This window comes from Sphingomonas jinjuensis, from assembly GCF_014197105.1.
GTDB lineage: Bacteria > Pseudomonadota > Alphaproteobacteria > Sphingomonadales > Sphingomonadaceae > Sphingomonas > Sphingomonas jinjuensis.
Genome location: NZ_JACIEV010000001.1, coordinates 379,679 through 399,911, shown reverse-complemented (window position 1 = coordinate 399,911; position 20,233 = coordinate 379,679). Strand labels below are relative to the sequence as shown.

General features: G+C 69.4%; 23 protein-coding genes. 18 read left to right on the top strand and 5 right to left on the bottom strand.

What is annotated here, in order from left to right; genetic code table 11:
- Positions 1–2: 2 nt before the first annotated feature.
- The 8 genes from mprF (at position 3) to GGQ80_RS01850 (ending at position 8,211) form a co-directional block, all read left to right on the top strand.
- A complete protein-coding gene (gene mprF, locus GGQ80_RS01880) occupies positions 3–2,579 on the top strand; it encodes a bifunctional lysylphosphatidylglycerol flippase/synthetase MprF (protein WP_343050749.1) in 2,577 nt (858 codons plus the stop codon).
- A gap of 79 nt (positions 2,580–2,658) precedes the next feature.
- A complete protein-coding gene (locus GGQ80_RS01875) occupies positions 2,659–3,558 on the top strand; it encodes a heme o synthase (RefSeq protein ID WP_183982018.1) in 900 nt (299 codons plus the stop codon).
- A complete protein-coding gene (locus tag GGQ80_RS18575; protein ID WP_281375288.1) occupies positions 3,555–3,689 on the top strand; it encodes a hypothetical protein in 135 nt (44 codons plus the stop codon). Before GGQ80_RS01875 ends, GGQ80_RS18575 begins: the two co-directional genes overlap by 4 nt.
- Complete coding sequence (locus tag GGQ80_RS01870; RefSeq protein ID WP_343050748.1) at positions 3,686–4,219, top strand: cytochrome c oxidase assembly protein; 534 nt, start codon at positions 3,686–3,688, stop codon at positions 4,217–4,219. The genes GGQ80_RS18575 and GGQ80_RS01870 overlap by 4 nt, the downstream gene beginning before the upstream one ends.
- Positions 4,220–4,251: 32 nt before the next feature.
- The gene (locus GGQ80_RS01865; RefSeq protein ID WP_183982017.1) at positions 4,252–5,178 is read left to right on the top strand and encodes a cytochrome c oxidase subunit 3; all 927 of its coding nucleotides are present in this window, start codon (positions 4,252–4,254) and stop codon (positions 5,176–5,178) included.
- Positions 5,179–5,254: 76 nt separating this feature from the next.
- Positions 5,255–5,851: an SURF1 family cytochrome oxidase biogenesis protein gene (locus GGQ80_RS01860; RefSeq protein WP_183982016.1), complete on the top strand. Its 597-nt coding sequence runs from the start codon at positions 5,255–5,257 to the stop codon at positions 5,849–5,851.
- A gap of 96 nt (positions 5,852–5,947) precedes the next feature.
- The gene (gene thrC, locus GGQ80_RS01855) at positions 5,948–7,342 is read left to right on the top strand and encodes a threonine synthase (RefSeq protein ID WP_183982015.1); all 1,395 of its coding nucleotides are present in this window, start codon (positions 5,948–5,950) and stop codon (positions 7,340–7,342) included.
- Positions 7,339–8,211 (top strand): class I SAM-dependent methyltransferase, encoded by an 873-nt coding sequence (locus GGQ80_RS01850; RefSeq protein ID WP_183982014.1) that lies wholly within the window; start codon positions 7,339–7,341, stop codon positions 8,209–8,211. The genes thrC and GGQ80_RS01850 overlap by 4 nt, the downstream gene beginning before the upstream one ends.
- A gap of 103 nt (positions 8,212–8,314) precedes the next feature.
- Here the strand turns inward: GGQ80_RS01850 and GGQ80_RS01845 are convergent, their stop codons facing one another.
- From GGQ80_RS01845 to GGQ80_RS01835, 3 genes are read right to left on the bottom strand one after another with little or no spacing between them, the layout of a single operon-like run.
- Complete coding sequence (locus GGQ80_RS01845; RefSeq protein ID WP_183982444.1) at positions 8,315–8,950, bottom strand: heme exporter protein CcmB; 636 nt, start codon at positions 8,948–8,950, stop codon at positions 8,315–8,317.
- Positions 8,950–9,519 (bottom strand): heme ABC exporter ATP-binding protein CcmA, encoded by a 570-nt coding sequence (ccmA, locus tag GGQ80_RS01840; protein ID WP_183982475.1) that lies wholly within the window; start codon positions 9,517–9,519, stop codon positions 8,950–8,952. Before ccmA ends, GGQ80_RS01845 begins: the two co-directional genes overlap by 1 nt.
- Positions 9,516–9,926, bottom strand: coding sequence for a metallopeptidase family protein (locus GGQ80_RS01835; protein WP_246346779.1), 411 nt, complete (start codon positions 9,924–9,926; stop codon positions 9,516–9,518). Before GGQ80_RS01835 ends, ccmA begins: the two co-directional genes overlap by 4 nt.
- A gap of 47 nt (positions 9,927–9,973) precedes the next feature.
- Between GGQ80_RS01835 and GGQ80_RS01830 the strand changes: the two genes are divergently transcribed.
- Positions 9,974–10,267 carry a 4a-hydroxytetrahydrobiopterin dehydratase gene (locus GGQ80_RS01830; RefSeq protein ID WP_183982012.1) on the top strand — a complete coding sequence of 98 codons (294 nt, stop codon included), beginning with the start codon at positions 9,974–9,976 and terminating at the stop codon, positions 10,265–10,267.
- 41 nt (positions 10,268–10,308) lie between these two features.
- Here GGQ80_RS01830 and panC read toward each other — a convergent pair whose 3' ends face one another.
- Positions 10,309–11,145, bottom strand: coding sequence for a pantoate--beta-alanine ligase (panC, locus tag GGQ80_RS01825; protein WP_183982011.1), 837 nt, complete (start codon positions 11,143–11,145; stop codon positions 10,309–10,311).
- A gap of 74 nt (positions 11,146–11,219) precedes the next feature.
- Between panC and GGQ80_RS01820 the strand changes: the two genes are divergently transcribed.
- From GGQ80_RS01820 to GGQ80_RS01800, 5 genes are all read left to right on the top strand, one after another.
- Positions 11,220–12,008: a division plane positioning ATPase MipZ gene (locus GGQ80_RS01820; protein WP_183982010.1), complete on the top strand. Its 789-nt coding sequence runs from the start codon at positions 11,220–11,222 to the stop codon at positions 12,006–12,008.
- Positions 12,005–12,265, top strand: coding sequence for a J domain-containing protein (locus GGQ80_RS01815; RefSeq protein ID WP_183982009.1), 261 nt, complete (start codon positions 12,005–12,007; stop codon positions 12,263–12,265). Before GGQ80_RS01820 ends, GGQ80_RS01815 begins: the two co-directional genes overlap by 4 nt.
- An 82-nt stretch (positions 12,266–12,347) precedes the next feature.
- On the top strand, positions 12,348–13,715 hold the full coding sequence (pgmG, locus tag GGQ80_RS01810) for a phosphoglucomutase/phosphomannomutase PgmG (RefSeq protein WP_183982008.1): 1,368 nt from the start codon (positions 12,348–12,350) through the stop codon (positions 13,713–13,715).
- A 32-nt stretch (positions 13,716–13,747) separates the two neighbouring features.
- Positions 13,748–14,218, top strand: a complete 471-nt coding sequence (locus tag GGQ80_RS01805) for a PH domain-containing protein (RefSeq protein WP_183982007.1) — start codon at positions 13,748–13,750, stop codon at positions 14,216–14,218.
- Between the two features lie 28 nt (positions 14,219–14,246).
- The gene (locus GGQ80_RS01800; RefSeq protein WP_183982006.1) at positions 14,247–15,005 is read left to right on the top strand and encodes an exonuclease domain-containing protein; all 759 of its coding nucleotides are present in this window, start codon (positions 14,247–14,249) and stop codon (positions 15,003–15,005) included.
- Positions 15,006–15,150: 145 nt separating this feature from the next.
- Here the strand turns inward: GGQ80_RS01800 and GGQ80_RS01795 are convergent, their stop codons facing one another.
- Positions 15,151–15,906 carry a class I SAM-dependent methyltransferase gene (locus GGQ80_RS01795; RefSeq protein WP_183982005.1) on the bottom strand — a complete coding sequence of 252 codons (756 nt, stop codon included), beginning with the start codon at positions 15,904–15,906 and terminating at the stop codon, positions 15,151–15,153.
- Between the two features lie 35 nt (positions 15,907–15,941).
- Here GGQ80_RS01795 and GGQ80_RS01790 point away from each other — a divergent pair, with 35 nt between their 5' ends.
- Genes GGQ80_RS01790 through GGQ80_RS01775 form a run of 4 tightly spaced genes read left to right on the top strand, consistent with a single transcriptional unit; the run spans position 15,942 to position 20,179 of the window.
- Positions 15,942–16,787 (top strand): oxygenase MpaB family protein, encoded by an 846-nt coding sequence (locus GGQ80_RS01790; RefSeq protein ID WP_246346778.1) that lies wholly within the window; start codon positions 15,942–15,944, stop codon positions 16,785–16,787.
- A 50-nt stretch (positions 16,788–16,837) separates the two neighbouring features.
- On the top strand, positions 16,838–18,001 hold the full coding sequence (nhaA, locus tag GGQ80_RS01785) for a Na+/H+ antiporter NhaA (protein WP_183982003.1): 1,164 nt from the start codon (positions 16,838–16,840) through the stop codon (positions 17,999–18,001).
- Entirely contained in the window at positions 17,998–19,002 is a 1,005-nt protein-coding gene (locus GGQ80_RS01780) for a histone deacetylase family protein (protein ID WP_183982002.1), read from the top strand. Before nhaA ends, GGQ80_RS01780 begins: the two co-directional genes overlap by 4 nt.
- Positions 18,989–20,179 (top strand): MFS transporter, encoded by a 1,191-nt coding sequence (locus GGQ80_RS01775; protein WP_246346777.1) that lies wholly within the window; start codon positions 18,989–18,991, stop codon positions 20,177–20,179. The genes GGQ80_RS01780 and GGQ80_RS01775 overlap by 14 nt, the downstream gene beginning before the upstream one ends.
- The last annotated feature ends 54 nt before the right edge of the window (positions 20,180–20,233 follow it).

Sequence of the window (20,233 nt, the reverse complement as noted above, 5' to 3'; positions counted from 1 at the left end):
TCGTGACGCCCGCGGTCCCGTTCTTCCGGCGCGCCCTGCTGTGGGCCGAGCGCCATCGCCGATGGCTGGTCGTCGCCGCCGTCGCGGTGGTCGCGCTGCTGGCGTTCGAGGCGCTGCGGCTGGTATTGAGCGAGGTCCATCTGAAGGACGTACGCCTAGCGCTGCACGCAGTGCCGCCGTCGCGCATCGCCGCGGCGCTGGGGCTGACCGTCGTCAGCTATCTGGCGTTGACCGGCTATGACAGCGTCGCGTTGCGCGCGATCGGGCGGCCGATGCCCTGGCGAATCGCCGCCGAGGGGTCGTTCACCAGCTATACGCTGAGCCACAATCTGGGCCTGTCGCTGCTGACCGGCGGGTCGGCGCGCTATCGCGTCTACAGCGCGGCGGGGCTCGACCTGGGCGATGTCGCGCAGGTGTCGGCGATCGCCGGCATCACCTTCTGGGCTGGCGTGCTCGCCACCGCTGGCCTGGCCATGGCGGCGGGCGGGGCGCCGGTCGATGTCGCCGGCTGGCGCATCGAGGGCGGCTCGACGCGCGGCATCGGCATCGCGCTGATCGCCGTGGTCGCGATCCTGCCGCTGCTGCGGCTGACCGGCCGGCATGCGATCAGCAGCGGCGGCATGCGGCTGCCGGTGCCGACGCTGGGGCAGCAGGCGGTGCTGCTGGCGGTGTCGCTGGTCGACATGATCGCGGCGTCGGCGGCGCTGTTCGTGCTGATGCCGGGGCTCGGCCCGACCGCCTTTCCCGCCTTCTTCATCGCCTATGCGGTCGCCATCGTCGTGGCGCTCGTCACCCATGTGCCGGGCGGGCTGGGCGTGTTCGAGACGGTCGTGCTGGCGCTGGTGCCGGGCGATCACCCCGCGGTGTTCGCCGGGCTGCTGCTCTATCGACTGATCTACTACCTGCTGCCGCTGCTCGCCGCCGGGGTCGGCATCGCGCTGCGTGAGGGCTGGCGACTGCGCCATCCGATCGGGCGCGGACTAGGGATCGCCGACCGCGCCGGCCAGCTCGTCGCGCCGACCGCGGTGACGGCGCTCGTGTTCCTCGGCGGGTTCGTGCTGCTCGTCTCGGGCGCGCTGCCGGGGGTGAAGGGCCGGCTAAACCCGCTCGACGACCTGGTGCCGCTGCCCTTCATCGAGGGCTCGCATTTCGCGGGCAGCCTGGTGGGCACCGCGCTGCTGCTGGTCGCGCCTGCGCTCAATGCGCGGCTGCGCAGCGGGTTCGAGGCGGCGCGCGTGCTGCTGATCGGCGGCGCACTCTTCTCGCTGGTCAAGGGCTTCGATTACGAGGAGGCGGCGTTGCAGGTCGTCATCCTCGGCGCGCTGCAATATGCCAAGCCAAGCTTCTATCGCCGCGGTGGGCTGGGCTCGGGGCCGCTCGACCGGCGCTGGCTGGGCGCGGCGGCGGTCGCGATCGGGCTAAGCGTCTGGGCCGGCTTCTTCGCGTACAAACGCGTGCCCTATAGCGACGATCTGTGGTGGGAATTCGCGCTCCACGCCAATGCGCCGCGATTCCTGCGCGCGAGCGTCGGCGCCTCGGTGCTGCTCGGCGCGGTGGCGATGTGGCATCTGCTGACCGGGCGGGGCGTGACACCGCCCGCGCAGACGCTGGACCCGGCGGTGGCGACCGTCGCGCTGGCGGCGGCGACGCGCACCGACGCCAACCTCGCCTTCACCGGCGACAAGAGCTTCATCGTGTCGGCAAGCGGCGACGCCTTCCTGATGTACCGGGTGCAGGGGCGAACCTGGGTGGTGATGGGCGACCCGGTCGGCCCCGAGGCGGCGTGGAGCGAGCTCGTGTGGAACGTGCGGCGCCAGTGCGATGCGGCGGGCGGGCGGCTGTGCTTCTACCAGGCGAGCCAGGCGATGCTGCCGCTGATCGTCGAGCTGGGGCTGGAGGCGATCAAATATGGCGAGGAAGCGCAGGTGCCGCTCGAGCGGTTTACGCTCGCCGGGCCGAAGGCGAAGAACCTGCGCCATGCGCTGCGCCGGGGCGAGGAGGCGGGGCTCGCCTTCTCGGTCGTGCCAGCGGCGCAGGTGCCGGGGATCATGGACGAGCTGCGTGCCGTGTCCGACGCCTGGCTCGACGACAAAGCGGGGGCGGAGAAGCGGTTCAGCCTGGGGCCGTTCGACCCTGACTATCTGGCCCGCTTCGACTGCGCAGTGGTGCGACAGGGTGGCGAGGCGGGCGGACGAATCGTCGCCTTCGCCAATCTGTGGACGCTGCCCGACGGCGAAGAGTTGTCGTGCGACCTGATGCGGCATCTGCCCGATGCGCCCTATGGCACGATGGACATGATGTTCGTGAAGCTGTTCGAATGGGGCCGCGACCAGGGGTATACCCGCTTCGACCTCGGCATGGCGCCCTTGTCGGGGCTGACCGGCGGGCGGCTGGCGCCGCTGTGGGCGAAGCTGGGGCGGGCGTTGTTCGAGAATGGCGAGCGGCTCTACGGCTTTGCCGGGCTGCGCGCGTTCAAGGCGAAGTTCCAGCCCGAATGGGAACCCCGCTACATCGCCACCCCGCGTCGGCTGGGCATGGCGCACGCGCTGATCGATCTCGCGCGGCTGGTGAGCGCCTGAACGGCAAGTCTTCCTCGGCGGGGAAGGATTGCCGCGCTTTCCTTCGCTTGTCGCGCGGCCTATAGCGCGGGGCTGAACGATGACCCCTGCCACCCCCCTGCTGCCACCCGCCGATTGGCGCGATTTCCTGGCGTTGACCAAGCCACGGGTGATGACGCTCGTCGTGTTCACCGGGTTGTGCGGGATGCTGGCGGCACCCGTGCCGATCCACCCGGTGCTCGGCTTCACCGCGATCCTGTGCATCGCGCTCGGCGCCGGTGCGGCGGGCGCACTGAACCAGTGGTACGAGGCGGACATCGACGCGGTGATGCGCCGCACCGCCAAGCGGCCGCTGCCCGACGGGCGGATGGATCGTCAGGCGGCGCTTCATTTCGGCGTCGGCCTCGCGGCGTTCTCGGTGCTGCTGATGGGCCTCGCGCTCAACGTCGCCGCGGCGGCGATCCTGCTCGTCTCGATCCTGTTCTACGTGCTGATCTACACCGTCTGGCTGAAGCGCCGCACGCCGCAGAACATCGTCATCGGCGGTGCGGCGGGTGCCTTTCCACCGCTGATCGGCTGGGCGGCGGCGACGGGGCAGGTGGCGTTGCTGCCGTTCCTGTTATTCATGCTCGTCTTCCTGTGGACGCCGCCGCATTTCTGGGCGCTCGCGCTGTTCGTGAAGACCGATTACGCCAATGCCGGCGTACCCATGCTGCCGGTCGTGGCCGGCGAGCGGGTGACGCGGCGGCAGATCGGGCTGTACACCATGCCGATGGCGGTCGCGGCGATCGCGCCCTGGCCGCTGGGGCTGACCGGCGCGATCTATGGCGTGACATCGGTCGCGGGGACGGCGCTGTTCGCCGCGATGGCCGCGCAGGTCGCGACTCGGCGCCAGGCGCCCGACGACGCGATGCGGCCCGAGAAGCGATTGTTCAAATATTCGATCCTGTACCTGTTCCTCCTATTCGGCGCGCTGGTCGCCGACCGGTATCTGACATGACCCCAGACGACCAAGACCTGATCCGCCGCCGCCAGCGCCAGCGCTCGATCGTGATGGCGGTGCTGCTGGCAGCGCTCGTCATCCTGATCTTCGCGATCTCGCTGACCCGGATCCGCGAGGCGCTGCAGTGACACGCCAGACGCGCACCGCGATGCTCGCGGTGATCGGCATCTGCTTCATGACCGGGCTCGCCTTCGCCAGCGTGCCGCTCTACCGCCTGTTCTGCCAGGTGACCGGCCTGAACGGCACGACCCAGCGCGGCGAACGCGCACCGGGCGCGGTGAACCACCGGATCACCGTCGACTTCGACGCCAACGTCAACGTCAAGCTGCCCTGGGTGTTCAAGCCCGAAAGCCCGCGCGAGACGGTCGACATCGGCGCGCGCGACATGGTGTTCTTCACCGCGCGCAACCAGGCGAACCATCCGATCACCGGCACCGCGACGTTCAACGTCACGCCGGCCCAGGCGGGCAAGTATTTCACGAAGATCCAGTGTTTCTGCTTCACCCAGCAGACGCTGAAGCCGGGCGAGACTCAGCGGATGCCGGTCATCTTCTACGTCGACCCCAAGATCCTCGACGACCCCGACGCGCGCGACGTCGACACGATCACGCTCTCCTACACCTTCTATCCGGTGGATTCTGCCAAAAAGGCGAGCTAGGGGTTGGGCAAACGATAGACAGGGATGTGCCAATGGCCGGCGCCAAGAACCACGACTACCACATTCTGCCCCCCAGCATCTGGCCGCTGTTCGGCTCGCTTTCGGCGCTGGTGATGGCGGCGGGCGGGATCATGTGGATGCATGGCGGCCATGTCGACAAGCCCAACGGCGGCGGCTGGATTTTCTTCATCGGTCTCGCCGGCGTGCTGTTCACCATGTATTCGTGGTGGGCGCAGGTGGTGCGCGAGGCGCATGCCGGCGACCATACCCCGGTCGTCCAGCTCCATTTCCGCTATGGCATGATCCTGTTCATCGCCTCTGAAGTGATGTTCTTCGTCGGCTGGTTCTGGGCGTTCTTCGACTTCTCGCTGTTCCCCACCGCGATGCAGGTGGTCGAGGGCCAGGTCGAGCGCGCATCGGAAGGCGCGGCGGCGATCGCGGCGCAGTGGCCGCCCAAGGGGCTGGAGGTCATCGACCCCTTCAAGTTCCCGCTGCTCAACACGCTGATCCTGTTGACCAGCGGCACCACGGTGACCTGGGCGCACCATGCGCTGATCCACAACCAGCGCGGCGGCGAGAAGACCGGGCTGTGGGGCCTGCTGGGCGTCGGCAACCGCGACGGCGTGCTAAAGGGGCTGTGGCTGACGGTGCTGCTCGGCGCGCTGTTCAGCGCGATCCAGGCGTTCGAGTACATGCATGCACCGTTCCCGTTCAAGGGGCTGAACTATGGCGCCGCCTTCTTCATGGCGACGGGCTTCCACGGCTTCCACGTCCTGATCGGCACGATCTTCCTGATCGTCTGCCTGATTCGCGCCTATAAGGGCGACTTCACGCCCAAGCAGCACTTCGGCTTCGAGGCGGCGGCCTGGTACTGGCACTTCGTCGATGTGGTGTGGCTGTTCCTGTTCGTCACCATCTATGTGTGGGGCGGCTGGGGCGCGCCGGTCGAGGCGGGCTGATCCACGGGCCGACATTGTTGCGGGGGGCGGTTGGCCGAGCGGCCGGCCGCCCCTTCGCTTTTGTGGGGAGTGAAGCGTGAAGCGCGTGCCGCTGGTGCCGACGTTGGTGGTGGGGTTGGCGGTCGCGGCGATGATCGCGCTGGGGCTGTGGCAGCTGCTTGACCGGTTGCCGCAGAAGGAAGCGTTCCTGGCGCAGCTGCGCGCCAATCCGTCCAAGCCGGCGATCGCCTTTCCCACCATCCCCGACGAGCAGCTGCTGTTCCGCCAGTCGTCGGTGATGTGCCTGGAGCCGCTGAACCAGCGGCTGGCCGGGGCCGGGGCGGCGGGATATCGGTTGATCGTCGACTGCCGCACCGGCGCCGAGGGACCGGGTGCGATCGTCCAGCTGGGGACGACGCGCGACCCCGGATACCGCACGCGCTGGACCGGCGGCGTGGTGAGCGGCACGATCGGCCATGCCCCCGATTCGCGCTCGCTGATCGGATCGCTGTTCGACCACACGCCGACGCGGCTGATGCTGGTGGCGCGCGAGCCGGTGGCCGGCCTGGCGGCGAACGCCGCGCCCGATCCCGAGTCGGTGCCGAACAACCACCTGTCCTATGCGGTGCAGTGGTTCATCTTCGCCGGGATCGCGGTGGTGATCTATCTGGTGGCGCTGCGGCGGCGGGGGTAACTCCCTCTTCGATCCTCCCCCTGGCGGGGGAGGATTGGGGGTCTGCAAGCCGTCCTTGGTTGCTCCCGCAGCGCAGCATCGTTACCCAAGCCCGCCATGCGCTATATCAGCACCCGCGGTTCCGCCCCCAGCCTCGGCTTTCGTGACGTCACGCTGACCGGCCTGGCCCGCGACGGCGGTCTCTACGTGCCCGAAAGCTGGCCCAGCTTCAGCCGCGACGAGATCGCAGGCCTCGCCGGACTGTCCTACGTCGATACCGCGGTCGCCGTCATGACGCCGTTCGTCGGCGACGCGCTGACCCGCGACGAGCTGACCGAGCTGTGCACCACCGCCTATGGTCGCTTCGCGCATGCCGCGGTGACGCCGCTGGTCCAGCTCGACCACGACCAATGGCTGCTTGAACTGTTCCATGGTCCGACGCTGGCGTTCAAGGACGTTGCGCTCCAGCTGCTCGGCCTATTCTTCGAGCGGTTCCTGGACGGCGACGATGCGCCGCTGACGGTGGTCGGCGCGACCAGCGGCGATACCGGATCGGCGGCGATCGACGCGCTGGCGGGCCGTGCCGGAGTCGACATCTTCATGCTCCATCCGGCGGGGCGAGTGTCCGACGTTCAGCGGCGGCAGATGACGACGGTGCTCGCACCCAACGTCCATAACATCGCGATCGAAGGCGATTTCGACCAGGCGCAGGCGCTGGTGAAAGCGATGTTCAACGATCGCGATTTTTCCGGCCGCTTCCGGCTGTCGGCGGTCAACTCGATTAACTGGGCCCGGCTGATGGCGCAGGTGGTCTATTATTTCTACGCCGCGGTGCGACTGGGCGCGCCCGACCGCAGCGTCGCCTTCTCGGTGCCCACGGGCAATTTCGGCGACGTCTTCGCCGGTTATGTCGCAGCGAAGATGGGGCTGCCGATCGAGCGGCTCGTCGTCGCCACCAACGTCAACGACATCCTCCACCGTGCGATCTCGGCGGGCGATTATTCGAAGGGCGGGGTGCGCCAGACGCCGACGCCATCGATGGACATCCAGGTGTCGTCGAACTTCGAGCGGCTGCTGTTCGATCTTGGCGGGCGCGACGGTGCGGCGCTGGCGGCGCAGATGACGGGCTTCGACGACAGCGGCGCAATGCGGCTGACCAATGCGCAGCGCGAGGGTGCGGCGGGCTTGTTGAGCAGCGACCGCGTCGATCTCGACGAGATGACGATGGCGATGCGCTGGGCGTGCGAGGAAGCAGGCGAGGTGATCGATCCGCACACCGCGATCGGCCTGGCGGCGGCGCGGCGCGCGGGCGTCGATGCGCCGATGGTGACGCTGGCGACGGCGCATCCGGCCAAGTTCCGCGATGCGGTGGAGCGGGCGACGGGGACGCGGCCGACGCTGCCCGCGCGCGTCGGCGACCTGTTCGACCGCGAGGAACGCTTCGTGACGCTGCCCGCGACCTTTGCGGCGGTCAGCGGCTGGATCGCCGAGCGCGCGACCTGCAAGGCATGAAGCTGGACACGCTGATCGGCGAGCCCTGGCCCGACTATGGGCTGGTCGATTCGGGGCATGGCCGCAAGCTGGAGCGCTATGGCCGCTTCCGATTCATCCGGCCTGAGCCGCAGGCGCTATGGGCGCCGGCTTCCCCCGACTGGCGAGCATCGGGTGAGTTCGTACCGGGCAGCGACGAGGACGGCGGCGGCCAGTGGCGCTACGACCAGCCGGTGCCGCACGAGGGCTGGCCGCTGAAGTGGCACGAGGTGCGCTTCACCGCGCAGACGACGCCGTTCCGCCACCTGGGCTTCTTCCCCGACATGGCGCCGGTGTGGAGCTGGATGCGCGGGCAGCTGGCGGGCGTCGAGTCGCCCGAGGTGATGAACCTGTTCGGCTATACCGGGGTCGGCACGCTGGCGCTGGCCGCTGAGGGCGCGCGGATGGTGCATGTCGACGCGTCGAAGAAGTCGGTCGAGGCGGCGCGCGGCAACGCGGCGCTGTCGGGGCAGAGCGACGCGCCGGTGCGCTGGATCGTCGAGGATGCGGCCAAGTTCGCCGCGCGCGAAGGGCGGCGGGGGCGGCGCTATGACGGTATTCTTCTCGACCCGCCGAAATATGGGCGCGGACCGACTGGCGAGGTGTGGCGGCTGGAGGAGAACCTGCCCGGGCTGATCGCCAGCTGTCGCGCGTTGCTCGACGAGCGTTCGCGGTTCCTGTTCCTGACGGTCTATGCGGTGCGGATGAGCGCGCTGGCGATCGGCGAGATGCTGCGCCAGGCGTTCGCCGACCTGCCGGGGACGGTGGAAGCGGGCGAGCTCGGCGTGCGCGAGGAAGCGCGCGGGCTGGTGTTGCCGACCGCGATCTGGGCGCGGTGGTCGAATAGCTGAGGCTGCGTCCCGAGGGGCGTCATGCCGGACTTGTTTCGGCATCTCGTCGTGAGTCGGTTGCGGAAGGAGATCCTGAGACAAGCTCAGGATGACGGATTATTACTCAGTCCATCCCTGCCCGCATCGCCGCAGCGGCGACGAAGGGCGCGCCGGCGGTCAGCAGCAGCGACACCGCCGCCAGCAGCTTGAGTGCGCCCGAGCCGCCGTCGATGGCGCCGGCGCCGAAGATCAGCAGCGGAACGGCGAGCGGCAGCATGACGAGCCCTGCCACCGCGCCCGCCCCGCGCAAGCCAGCGACGAGCGCGCCGGTCGCGATCGCCAGCGCCGCGAGGCCGGGGGTACCGAGCGCCAGTCCCAGCTCGACCCGCCATAGCGTCGCGGCCGACAGGTCGAGCAAGCCGGCGGCAATCACCGCGGCGAGCATCAATGGCGGCGCGAAGGCGAGCCAGTGGCCGAGTGCCTTGGCAGCGGCGACGACCGCCATCGGTGTGCCGCGGATCGCCAACTGGTCGAGCACGCCCGACTCGAGGTCGGGGCCGACCAGCCGCTCGACCGGCATCAGCGCGGCGAGCAGCGCCGCCGCCCAGATCACGCCGCCGCCGACCCGGGCGAGCAGCGTCGCTTCGGGGCCGATCGCGAAAGGAAAGAGCAGCGCGACGAGGAGGAAGAAGGCGATCACCAGCGTCGCCCCACCGCCGGCATAGCCGCGACGCGCCTCGCGCCATACCAGGGCAGCGATCACAGCCTGACCTCGATCGCATCGGGCAGAGCGATGGGCAGATGTGTGGCGACCAGCGCGATGCCGCCGCGCGTGCGATGCTCGGCGATGAGCGCGGCGAGGCGATCGACGGCGGGCTGGTCGAGGCCGTTGGCGGGCTCGTCGAGCAGCCAGATCGGGGAGCCGCTCGCCACTACGCGCGCCATCGCGGCACGGCGACGCTGGCCGGTGGACAGGATGCGCACCGGTGCCGCGGCAAGCGGCGTCAGGTCGAGCGCGGCGAGGGCGGCGGGCACCGCCTCACGCGCGGCACCGTCGAGCGTCGCCCAGAAACGCAGCGCGTCGGCAAGCGTCCGGTCGTGATCGAGCGCCGTCGCTTCGGCGAGCAGGGCCAGCCCACCGTCGCGGATGACGGCGCCCGATGCCGGGGCGAGCAGCCCGGCGGCGATGCGGACGAGGCTGGACTTGCCGGCGCCGTTCGGTCCGGTGACGAGTGCGGCGTCGCCGGGGCCGAGCGCGAACGACAGGGTTTCGAAGAGCAACTGCCCGCGGCGAGCGCAGGCGACGCGATCGAACGCCAGGCGGTTCAATCGCCGGCCTCGTCCTCGAGCGCGTGCATGTCGTCGTCGGAGAGGCCGAAGTGGTGGCCGATCTCGTGGATGGTCACATGGGCGACGAGTTCGTCGAGCCGCACGCCGGTTTCGCACCATTCGGCGAGGATCGCCTGGCGGTAGAGGTGGATGCGATCGGGCATGGCGGCCGAGTCCATCGACGATTTCTCGCCGACGGGCCGGCCGTTGTAGACGCCGGTCAGGTCGAGCGGATGCTCCAGCCCGAGCGCCGCCAGCGTTTCGTCGTCGGCGACCTCGTCGACGAACAGCACGACGTCGCCGAGATGCGCGCGGAATGCCGCGGGAAGCCGTTCGATCGTCGCGCGCGCGATCGCTTCGATCACATCGGCGCCGGGCGCCACGCCGATGGCCTCTTGCCGCGTCATCGCTGCCGACATACCGCCGCAACGACACCAACGGCAAGGAGGCGAGGATGGTCGAGGCGCTGAGCGAGGCGGAGCGGGCCGATGCGCTCGATGGCCTGCCCGAATGGGATTACGACGAAGGCCGCGATGCGATCACCCGGACGGTGGTGTTCGACGATTTCGTTCAGGCATTCGGCTTCATGACCCAGGTCGCGCTAGTCGCCGAAAAGGCGAACCATCATCCGGAATGGACCAATGTCTACAACCGGGTGGAGATATTGCTGACGACGCACGATGCGGGTGGGCTGTCATCGAAGGATATCGAACTGGCCGATGCGATCGATGCGATGATCGAGGAGTGATTTAAGCTGAGGCCCTCCCCTGAAGGGGAGGGGCTTAAGGTTCACTCCACCGGCACGTTGTCGATGAGGCGGGTCTGGCCCATGCGGGCGGCCGCCAGAAGGCGGCGAGGGCGGTCGGGCGCGGCGTCGGCGGCCAGCGTCTCGGCGTCGACCAGTGTGATATAGTCGAGCTGAAATCCCGCCGCGGTCAGCTGCGTCGCCGCCTCGGCCAGGACCTGTGCCGTATCTTCACCGCGGACGATCGCGCGGACGGCGATGCCCAGCGCGCGCGGCAGCGCCACCGCGCGGACGCGTTCGTCCTCATCGAGATAGATGTTGCGTGACGACAGGGCGAGGCCGTCGTCGTCGCGCTGCGTCGGGACGCCGATCACCTCGATGGGCAGATTGAGGTCGATCGCCATGCGGCGGATGACGGCGAGCTGCTGAAAGTCCTTCTCACCGAAATAGGCGGCGTCGGGCGCAACCTGGGCGAAGAGCTTGGCGACGACGGTGGCGACGCCGTCGAAATGGCCGGGGCGCGACGCGCCCTCGAGCGGCGTGCTGACCCCGCCAACGCTGATCGTCGTCGCGAATCCGTCCGGATACATCGTCTCGACGCTCGGCAGCCAGAGTAGATCGCAGCCCGCGTCGGCCAGCATCCGCGCATCGGCCATTTCGCGGCGGGGATAGCGCGACAGATCCTCGCCCGCGCCAAACTGCATCGGATTGACGAAGATCGAGGCGACGACCTTCGTCCCCGGCCTTTTCGCAGCCTCGATCAAGGCCATATGCCCGGCGTGCAACGCGCCCATGGTGGGCACCAGCGCGATGGAGAGGCCCTCGGCGCGCCAGCCGGCGATCGTCTCGCGCAAGCCGTGAAGCTCTCGAACCGTCTGCACTGCGTGAACCCCCTCGAACAATGAGCGCGCGGCTTCTATGGAGGGGGGAGCTAGCGATCAACAGGGAATAGAGCGTGGCGTCAGGGCCCCATGTCATCGTCTTCGCCAACGAGAAGGGCGGAACGGGAAAATCGACCACCGCGGTCCATGTCGCGATCGCGCTCGCGGCGAAGGGCGCGCGTGTGGCGTGCTTCGACCTCGACCATCGCCAGCGCACGATGGGCCGCTACCTCGACAATCGCGAGGCGACGATCCGGCGCACCGGCCAGGATCTGCCGATGCCCGTCCATATGACGCACGACGGCACTAACGAGGATGTGTTCGAGACGAAATGGCACGAGCTCGCCAGCCAGGCGGACTATCTGATCGTCGACACGCCCGGTCGCGACGACCATTTCGCGCGCACCGCGGCGGCGCTGTCGAACACGCTGGTGACGCCGATGAACGACAGCTTCGTCGACTTCGATCTGATCGGCCAGGTCGATCCCGAGAATTTCTCGGTGACGCGGCCGAGCTTCTATTCGGAGCTGATCTGGGACGCGCGCAAGCAGCGGGCGCGGGCCGATGGGACGCAGATCGACTGGGTGGTGCTGCGCAACCGACTGCAGCACATCGAGGCGCGCAACATGCGCCGCGTGTCCGACGCGCTGGCGCAGCTGGCAAAGCGCGTCGGCTTTCGCATCATCCCGGGGCTGGGCGAGCGCGTGATCTATCGCGAGATGTTCCCCGCCGGGCTGACGATGATCGATAGCAAGGCGTTCGGCGCGATGGGGCTGGGCCATGTCGCCGCCCGGCAGGAGCTGCGCGAGATGGTTGCGGCGCTGCAATTGCCTGAACCCGCGCTGCCGCTGTTCGCCGCATGATCAAATGGATCGTCGCGCTAGGACTGATCTGGCTGGTGTGGCGCTACTGGCGCCCGGCGCCCAAGGCCAAGCGACCGGGCCCGGTGGCGGAGGCGTGCGCGCTGCTGGGCGTCGGCCGCGATGCCGATGCGGCGACGATCCGTGCCGCGCACCGGCGGCTGGCGGTGGAGGTCCATCCCGATCGCGGCGGATCGGCGGAGGCGGCGCGGCGGATCAATGCGGCGCGGGATTTGTTGCTGGCGCGTCTCGATAGCTGATCCTCCTGCCCCAAGCCGTCATGGGCGATGATCGCGAAAGACCCTGAAAAAAGTTCGGGGTGACGGATGCTTTGGAGTGTCGGTGACCCATATTCTCAACCCCGCCATCCTGCGCGAATACGACATCCGCGGCACCGTCGGCCGGACGCTGGGCGAGGACGACGCCTATGCGGTCGGACGCAGCTTCGCGACGCGGGTGCGGCGGGCGGGGGGTATTCGGGTCGCCGTGGGGCGCGACGGGCGGCTGACGTCGCCGATGCTCGAGGCGGCGCTGGTACGCGGGCTGACCGAGGGCGGCGTCGACGTCGTGCGGATCGGCATCGGGCCGTCGCCGATGCTGTATTGGGCCGAGGCCACGCTAGAGGTGGATGGTGGCGTGCAGGTAACCGGCAGCCATAATCCCCGCGACGACAATGGCTTCAAGATGATGCTGATGCGCGCGCCGTTTTACGGCGAGGACGTGAAGCAGCTCGCCGAGCTGGCCGCGGCGGGCGACTGGAGCGAAGGCGCGGGCAGCGTCGCCGACGTCGACGTGCTGGGCGATTATGTCGCAAGGCTGGTCGCCGGCGGGCAGGGCGGCGCCTTTCGCATCGGGTGGGACGCCGGCAACGGCGCCGCGGGCCCGGCGATCGAGCAGCTCGTGAAGCTGCTGCCGGGTGAGCATCATCTGCTGTTCACCGATGTGGACGGCGAATTCCCGCATCATCACCCCGATCCGACCAAGGAGGCGAACCTAGCCGCGCTGAAGGCGCTGGTGGCGGAAAGAACGCTCGATTTCGGTGTCGCTTTCGATGGCGACGGCGACCGGATCGGCGCGGTCGACGCGCACGGGCGGGTGGTGTGGGGCGACCAGCTGCTCGCGATCCTGGCCGATCCGGTGCTGCGCGCGCTGCCGGGCGCGCCGATCATCGCCGACGTCAAGTCGAGCGCACGGCTGTTCGAGCGGATCGCCGAGCTGGGCGGCGAGCCGGTGATGTGGAAGACCGGGCACAGCAACCTGAAGGTGAAGATGAAGGAACTGGGCGCGCCGCTCGCGGGCGAGGCGTCGGGGCATATCTTCTTCGGGCACGACTGGTACGGGTTCGACGACGCGCTCTATGCCGCGGTGCGGCTGATCGGCGCGGTGCATCTGGCGGGCAGGACGCTGGCGGAACTGGTCGATGCGATGCCCATCGCGGTGGCCACGCCCGAGCTGCGGTTCGCGGTGCCAGAGGGCCGGCGCTGGGCGGTGATCGACGAGGTGCGCGCGCGGCTGGAGCAGGCGGGCGCGACCGTCGATACGACCGACGGCGTGCGGGTGACCACGCCGGCCGGATGGTGGCTGCTGCGCGCGTCGAATACCGAGGACATGCTGACCGCGCGCGCCGAGGCCGACGATCAGGACGGGCTGGATCAGCTGGTCGCCGAGATCGACGCCGCGCTCGCCGCCTCGGGTGTACGACGGCGTTGACACACGCAGGCCAGCGGATACCGTCGCTGCCCATGGAACGCGGGATCGATAGCTTCAAATCCTCGACTGGCCGCTGGCTGTTCGGGACGCTTGCCGGCTGGGGCACCTTGCTGCTGTGCGCGGTCGGCGTCGGGCTGGTGATCCTGGGCTATCGCTGGCTGGCGAACATGGCCTCGGTGTACGAGGTGACCGACCAGCGGCTGATCGTGAAGCGCGGGCTGTTCATCAAGTCGATCGACGAGATCGAGCTGTATCGGATCAAGGACGTCCGGCTCGACTATTCGCTGCTCAATCAGCTGGTCGATATCGGTACGATCACGCTGACCTCGACCGATCCGACCACCGGCAACGCCCGCTTCGTGCTGCGCGACGTGCCGATGGCGCGCGACCGGCGCGAGGGCCTGCGCGGGCTGGTCGAGCGGGCGCGGCAAAAGCGCGGGGTGCGCGAGATCGACGTCGACGAGGACCGCGGCTTTGCCGGCTGGGGCCGCGCGACTGGATAAACCGGCGGCGATCGCCCACATAAGCGGGATGCGTCCGACCCCCCAGATCATTCGCGTCGTCGACCTGGAAACCACCGGCAGCGCGCCGCCCGCGCACCATGTCGTCGAGATCGGATGGCAGGATGTGGCGCTCCAGGCCAACGGCCGCTGGGAGCTGGAGGGCGTGGGCGGCAGCATCCTGGTCAATCCCGGCCGCCCGATCCCGCCGATTACGCAGGCGATCCACCACATCCGCGACGAGGACGTGGCCGATGCGCCCTGGTGGCACGACGTCGCGCGGCGCGTGCTCGATCCCTATCCACGGCGTGTGGCGCTGGCGGCGCATCGGGCCGATTTTGAGCAGCAGTTCTGTACCGCCAACCTGACCCATGGCGCCGACTGGATCTGCACCTGGAAATGCGCGCTGCGGCTGTGGCCCGACAGCCCGTCCTTTTCCAACCAGGTGCTGCGCTATTGGCGCAAGCCCGAGGGGATCGATCACGAGCGCGGATTGCCGGCGCATCGCGCCTTTCCCGACGCCTATGTCACCGCGTTCCACCTGCGCGACATGCTCAACGAGGCGAGCGTCGCGCAGCTGGTGGAATGGTCGAAGGTCTACGGCCTGCTGCCGCGCGTCCGCTATGGCCCCGATCGCGGCAAGAGCTGGCAGGAGATCGACCATGAATCGCTGATGGGCTTCCTGACCGATCGCGATCCCGACGTGCGCTTCACGGCGCAGCACGAGTTCGACCGCCGACGTGGTGGGGGCACGGTAGGCAAGCCGAGCGTGCAGGAGTTGTTGTTGTAGTGCGTTGATCCTCCCCCGCCAGGGGGAGGTGGCGCCGAAGGCGACGGAGGGGGAGGTAAGCGACGCATCATCGAGAGCGTATGGCGTCCTCCCCCTCCGTCAGGTTGCGCCTGCCACCTCCCCCTGGCGGGGGAGGATTTGAATGTCAGGGCTTCCTGAACTTGTAGACGAACTGATCGGTCTTGCCGCGGATCGCGGGGTCGAAGACGTTCTTGCTGTGATCGTCCGCCGGATTGCGCAGCACCTTCGATTCGCCGACGAAGCGGAAGCCGGCGGCTTCGACCTGGCGCTTCACTGCGGCGGGATCGATGCGATGGGTGGTGTCGGTGTTCTTCATCTCGTTGCCGGGCGCATCGGCGTGGTCGATGATGACGTAGGTCCCGCCCTTCTTCAGCAGGTTGAACACCGCCTGATCAAAGGCGCGAAGCGCCGGCTCGCCGCGGCCGCCGTTGGGGATGTCGTGATAGTTCTGCACGGTCCAGAACAGGTCGGCGGGGACGGGGCTCGACGGCAGGTCGCCGGGCTGGATCTGCGCGACGACGTTGGCGAGGCCGCGCGCGCCAAGCGCCGCGACGGTCGCCTTCGCCTTTTCGGATTGCCCCGCGCGCGCCGGCCAGGCGGCGTAGACGCGGCCCTTGGGCCCGACGACACCGGTGAAGATCCGCGTCCAATAACCGCTGCCGGGCAGGTAATCGACGACGACGTCGCCGGGCTTCACCCCCGAAAAGGCGAGTACCGCGGCGGCCTGGCGCCGGGCATCGTCGCCCTGCTGATCGGCGCGCGCGGGATCGGCCAGTGCCTTGGCGATCGGGGCGTTCGCGGTCTGGCCGGTGCGAGTTTGGGCGATGCCCGTTCCGGCGACCAGCATCGCCGTCGCCACCGCTATCGTGATCCTGCGCATCGCCGTCTCCTTTTATCAGCCCATCAAGGCATTAGATGGCATCCATGGCCGATCTTCGCGAGGCAATCCAGGCGCAGGTCGCCGCACTGTTCGGCACGACCGACGACAACCGGCTCGACCTGACGCGCCCGCCCGGCGATCCCGGGCTGTTCGCGCCCGATTCGGCGGCGTGGAAGGTGCATGGCGACCTGACGTCGATGATGGTTGGCGGCACCGCGGCGCTGCTGTTGCAGATGCTCCATCCCGGCGCGCTGGCGGGGGTGTGGGATCACGGCAGCTTCCGCCATGACCTGACCGGGCGGCTGCGGCGAACGGCGCAGTTCATCTCGGGCACGACCTATGGCTCCACGGCGATGGCGGAGGAGCTGATCGGGCGGGTGCGGCGAATCCACCATGTCGTGCAGGGGACGCTGCCCGACGGGACGCCGTACAGCGCCAACGATCCGGCGCTGTTGACCTGGGTCCATGCCGCCGAGGTGCAATGCTTCCTCGGCGCCTATGTGCGCTACGTCGATCCGGCGATGACCGGCGCGGCGCAGGATGCCTATCTCGACCAGGCGGCCGAGGTCCCGGTTCGGCTCGGCGCGATCGAGGTGCCACGCGACCGGGCGGCGCTGGCGCGCTATTTCGACCGGGTGCGCCCGCAGCTGCGCTATGGCCATCGCACCCGGGTGGTGGCGCGCGCGCTGTTCGCGCAGGCGGCGCCGAGCCCCGCACTGGAGCCGTTCCAGACGCTGACGCGCGAAGCGGCGATCGATCTGCTGCCCGACTGGGCGCTGGCGCTCCACGGCTGGCGGCGAAGCGCGCCGCAGCGGCTGGCGGTGCGGGCCGGGATCGGCGGGACGGGACGGATCCTGCGCTGGGCGCTGCAGGGCGGCTGATCGACGCGAAACCGGTTCAGGATGCCGACGGTTCGGGCTAGGTGATCGCGATGCGCCATTCCTCGATCCGCCATTTCCTGACGAGCGAAGCTGCCGGCGGCGTGGCGCTCGTGCTGGCGGCGGCGCTGGCGCTTATACTCGCCAACAGCGGCGCGGCGCATGGCTATCACGCGCTGGTCGATGCGGTGGTCGGGCCGACGCTCGCCCCGGCGCTGGGACCGATGACGGTCCATCTGTGGATCAACGACGGCGCGATGGCGCTATTCTTCCTGCTGGTGGGGCTGGAGATCAAGCGCGAGCTGGTCGGTGGCGAGCTGGCGAGCGCGGAGCGGCGGCGGCTGCCCTTCGTCGCGGCGGCGGCGGGCATGATCGTGCCGGCGCTGGTGTATCTTGCCGCGACGGGGGGCGCGGCCGAGCTGCGGTCCGGCTGGGCGATCCCGGCGGCGACCGACATCGCGTTCGCGATCGGCGTGCTGGCGCTGCTCGGCGACCGGGTGCCGATGGCGCTGAAGCTGTTGCTGACGACGATCGCGATCGTCGACGACATGGGCGCGGTCGCGATCATCGCGCTGGGTTATACCGCCTCGATCGACGCCACCGCGCTGATCGCGGCGGTCGGCGTGGTGCTGGTGATGCTGCTGCTCAACCGGCGCGGGGTGAGGGCGCTGTCGCCCTATCTGTTACTGGCCGTGCTGCTGTGGTGGCTCGTGCTGCGGTCGGGCGTCCATGCGACGATCGCGGGCGTGGTCGCGGCGATGCTGGTGCCGGCCGGATCGAGCGAGGCGACCTCGCCGCTCGACCGGCTGGAGCACGCGTTGCAGCCGTGGATCGCGTTCCTGGTCCTGCCGCTGTTCGCGTTCGTCAACGCCGGGGTGTCGCTGGGCGGGGTCGGCGCGGCGCTGGGCGATCGGCTGGCGATCGGCATCGCGCTGGGGCTGTTCCTGGGCAAGCAGGGCGGCATCCTGGCGGCGATCTGGGCGGCGGACCGGACGGGATTCGCGCGGCGGCCCGACGGCATCGGCTGGGTGCAGCTTCACGGTATGGCGCTGGTCGCGGGGATCGGCTTTACGATGAGTCTGTTCATCGGCGACCTTGCCTTTCCCGGCGATGCGGGGATGGTCGAGCGGGTCAAGATCGGGGTCATCGCCGGCTCGCTGCTGAGCGCGCTGACGGGGATCGCGGTCTTCTCGCTGGCTCGGCGGAGAAGGACATGAAGCGCTATTTCGCCCCGGCCCAGCTGACCCACGCGCCAATTCGCGAGCTGCATAACGGCGGCTTTACCGCCTATGCCGAGGTGCCATCGCGCGCCGAGGCGATCCTGGCGGCGATCGGCGGTGCGCATTTGCCCGAGGAGCGCGGCGAGGCGCCGATCCTGGCGGTGCACGACGCGGGCTATGTCGCGTTCCTGAAGGAGGCGCCGGCGATGTGGCGCGATGCGGGGCGGCCGGGCGACGCGATCCCCTATGCCTTTCCGGTGGTGGGGCGGCGGCCGCTGACGCTCGACCGGATCGATGCGCTGATGGGGCGCTACAGCTTCGATGCGACGACGCCGATCACCCCCGACAGCTGGACGAGCAGCTATTGGAGCGCGCAGACCGCGCTCGCCGCGACGCATGCGGTGCTTGATGGTGAGCGGGCGGCATTCGCGCTGTGCCGGCCGCCGGGCCACCATGCGGGGGCGGATTATTGCGGCGGCTATTGCCACCTCAACACCGCGGCGATCGCGGCGCAGGCGGCGCGCGATGCGGGGGTGGAGCGGGTCGCGATCCTCGACATCGACTATCACCACGGCAACGGGACGCAGGACATCTTCTGGACGCGGGGCGACGTGTTCTACGCCTCGCTCCATGCCGATCCGAGGAGCGATTACCCCTTCTATTGGGGGCATGCCGACGAGACCGGCGAGGGGGAGGGCGCGGGGACGACGCTCAACCTGCCGCTGCCGCAGGGGACCGATGGCGCGGCGTTCCGCGCAGCGCAGGCACGAGCGCTCGATGCGATCGCGGCGTTTGCGCCAGGGGTGCTGGTCGTCAGCTTCGGCGCCGACACGTGGAAGGGCGATCCGATCAGCCGCTTTTCGCTGGAGACGGCGGACTATCGCGTGCTGGCGGAGGACATTGCGGCACGGGGCTGGCCGACGGTGATCGTCATGGAGGGCGGCTATGCCGTCGACGCGCTCGGCGCCAATGTCGCGAGCTTCCTTGCCGGTTTTTGAAGGACATGCGCGGGGAAGTGCTGATTACCGGCGGCTGACGCTGGCGATGCTGTTCGCCGGCTTCTCGACCTTCTCGCTGCTCTACGCGGTGCAGCCGCTGTTGCCGCTGCTGGCGGCCGAATACCGGCTGAGCGCGGAAGGCGCATCGCTGGCGGTGTCGCTTGCGACCGGGCCGCTCGCCTTCGCGATCCTGGTGGCGGGTGCGATCAGCGATCGGGTCGGGCGACGGCCGATGATGGTCGCGGCGATGATCGCCGGCGGCGCGCTGACGCTGGCGGCGGCGGTGGCGCCGGGCTGGTATGCGCTGCTCGCGCTACGGCTGCTCGCGGGCGTCGCGCTGGCGGGTGTGCCGGCGGTGGCGATGGCCTATGTTGCCGAAGAGGTCGACGCCGCATCAGTGGGCGATGCGATGGGCCTGTATATCGCAGGCAGCGCGCTCGGTGGGATGGGCGGGCGGCTGGTCGCGAGCCTGGTCGCCGACGTCGGCGGCTGGCGCTGGGCGATCGGCGCGGTGGGGCTGGCCGGGCTGGCGATGGCCGAGGCGTTTCGCCGGCTCGCGCCGCCGTCGCGGCGGTTCGCGGTGACGGTGCGGCGGGGCGGATGGCGGGCGTTGTTCGCCGACCGGGCGCTGCCGTTGCTCTATGCCGAGGCGTTCGTGCTGATGGGGGCGTTCGTCACCGTCTACAACTATGTCGGCTTTCGCCTGATGGCGCCGCCCTATGCGCTGGGGCAGGCGGCGGTGGGGGCGATCTTCCTCCTCTACGTGCTCGGCTCGGCAAGTTCGGCGTGGTTCGGCGGGCTGGCGGGCAGACTGGGGCGACGGCTGGTGTTTCCGGTGCCGGTGCTGATCCTGGGCGCTGGCGTCGCGCTGACGGCGGCGCGACCGCTGGCGCTGGTCGTGGCGGGCATCGCGGTGGTGACGATCGGCTTCTTCGGCGCGCATTCGATCGCGAGCGCCTGGGTCGGCCGCCGCGCCGAGGGCAATCGCGGGCAGGCGGCGGCGCTGTATCTGTTCTTCTATTATCTGGGGTCGAGCGTGCTCGGGTCCGCCGGGGGATTCGCGTGGACGCATGGCGGCTGGGGCGGGGTGGTGTGGTTCTGCCTGGCGCTGGGCGCGGTGGCGCTGGTGGGGGCTGGGTTGCTGGCGCGGGTGCGGCCGTTGGCGGTCGGGGCGTGATCCTCGCCGGCACTCACCCCGTTCGTGGTGAGGAGAGACTGAGCGAAGGCGAAG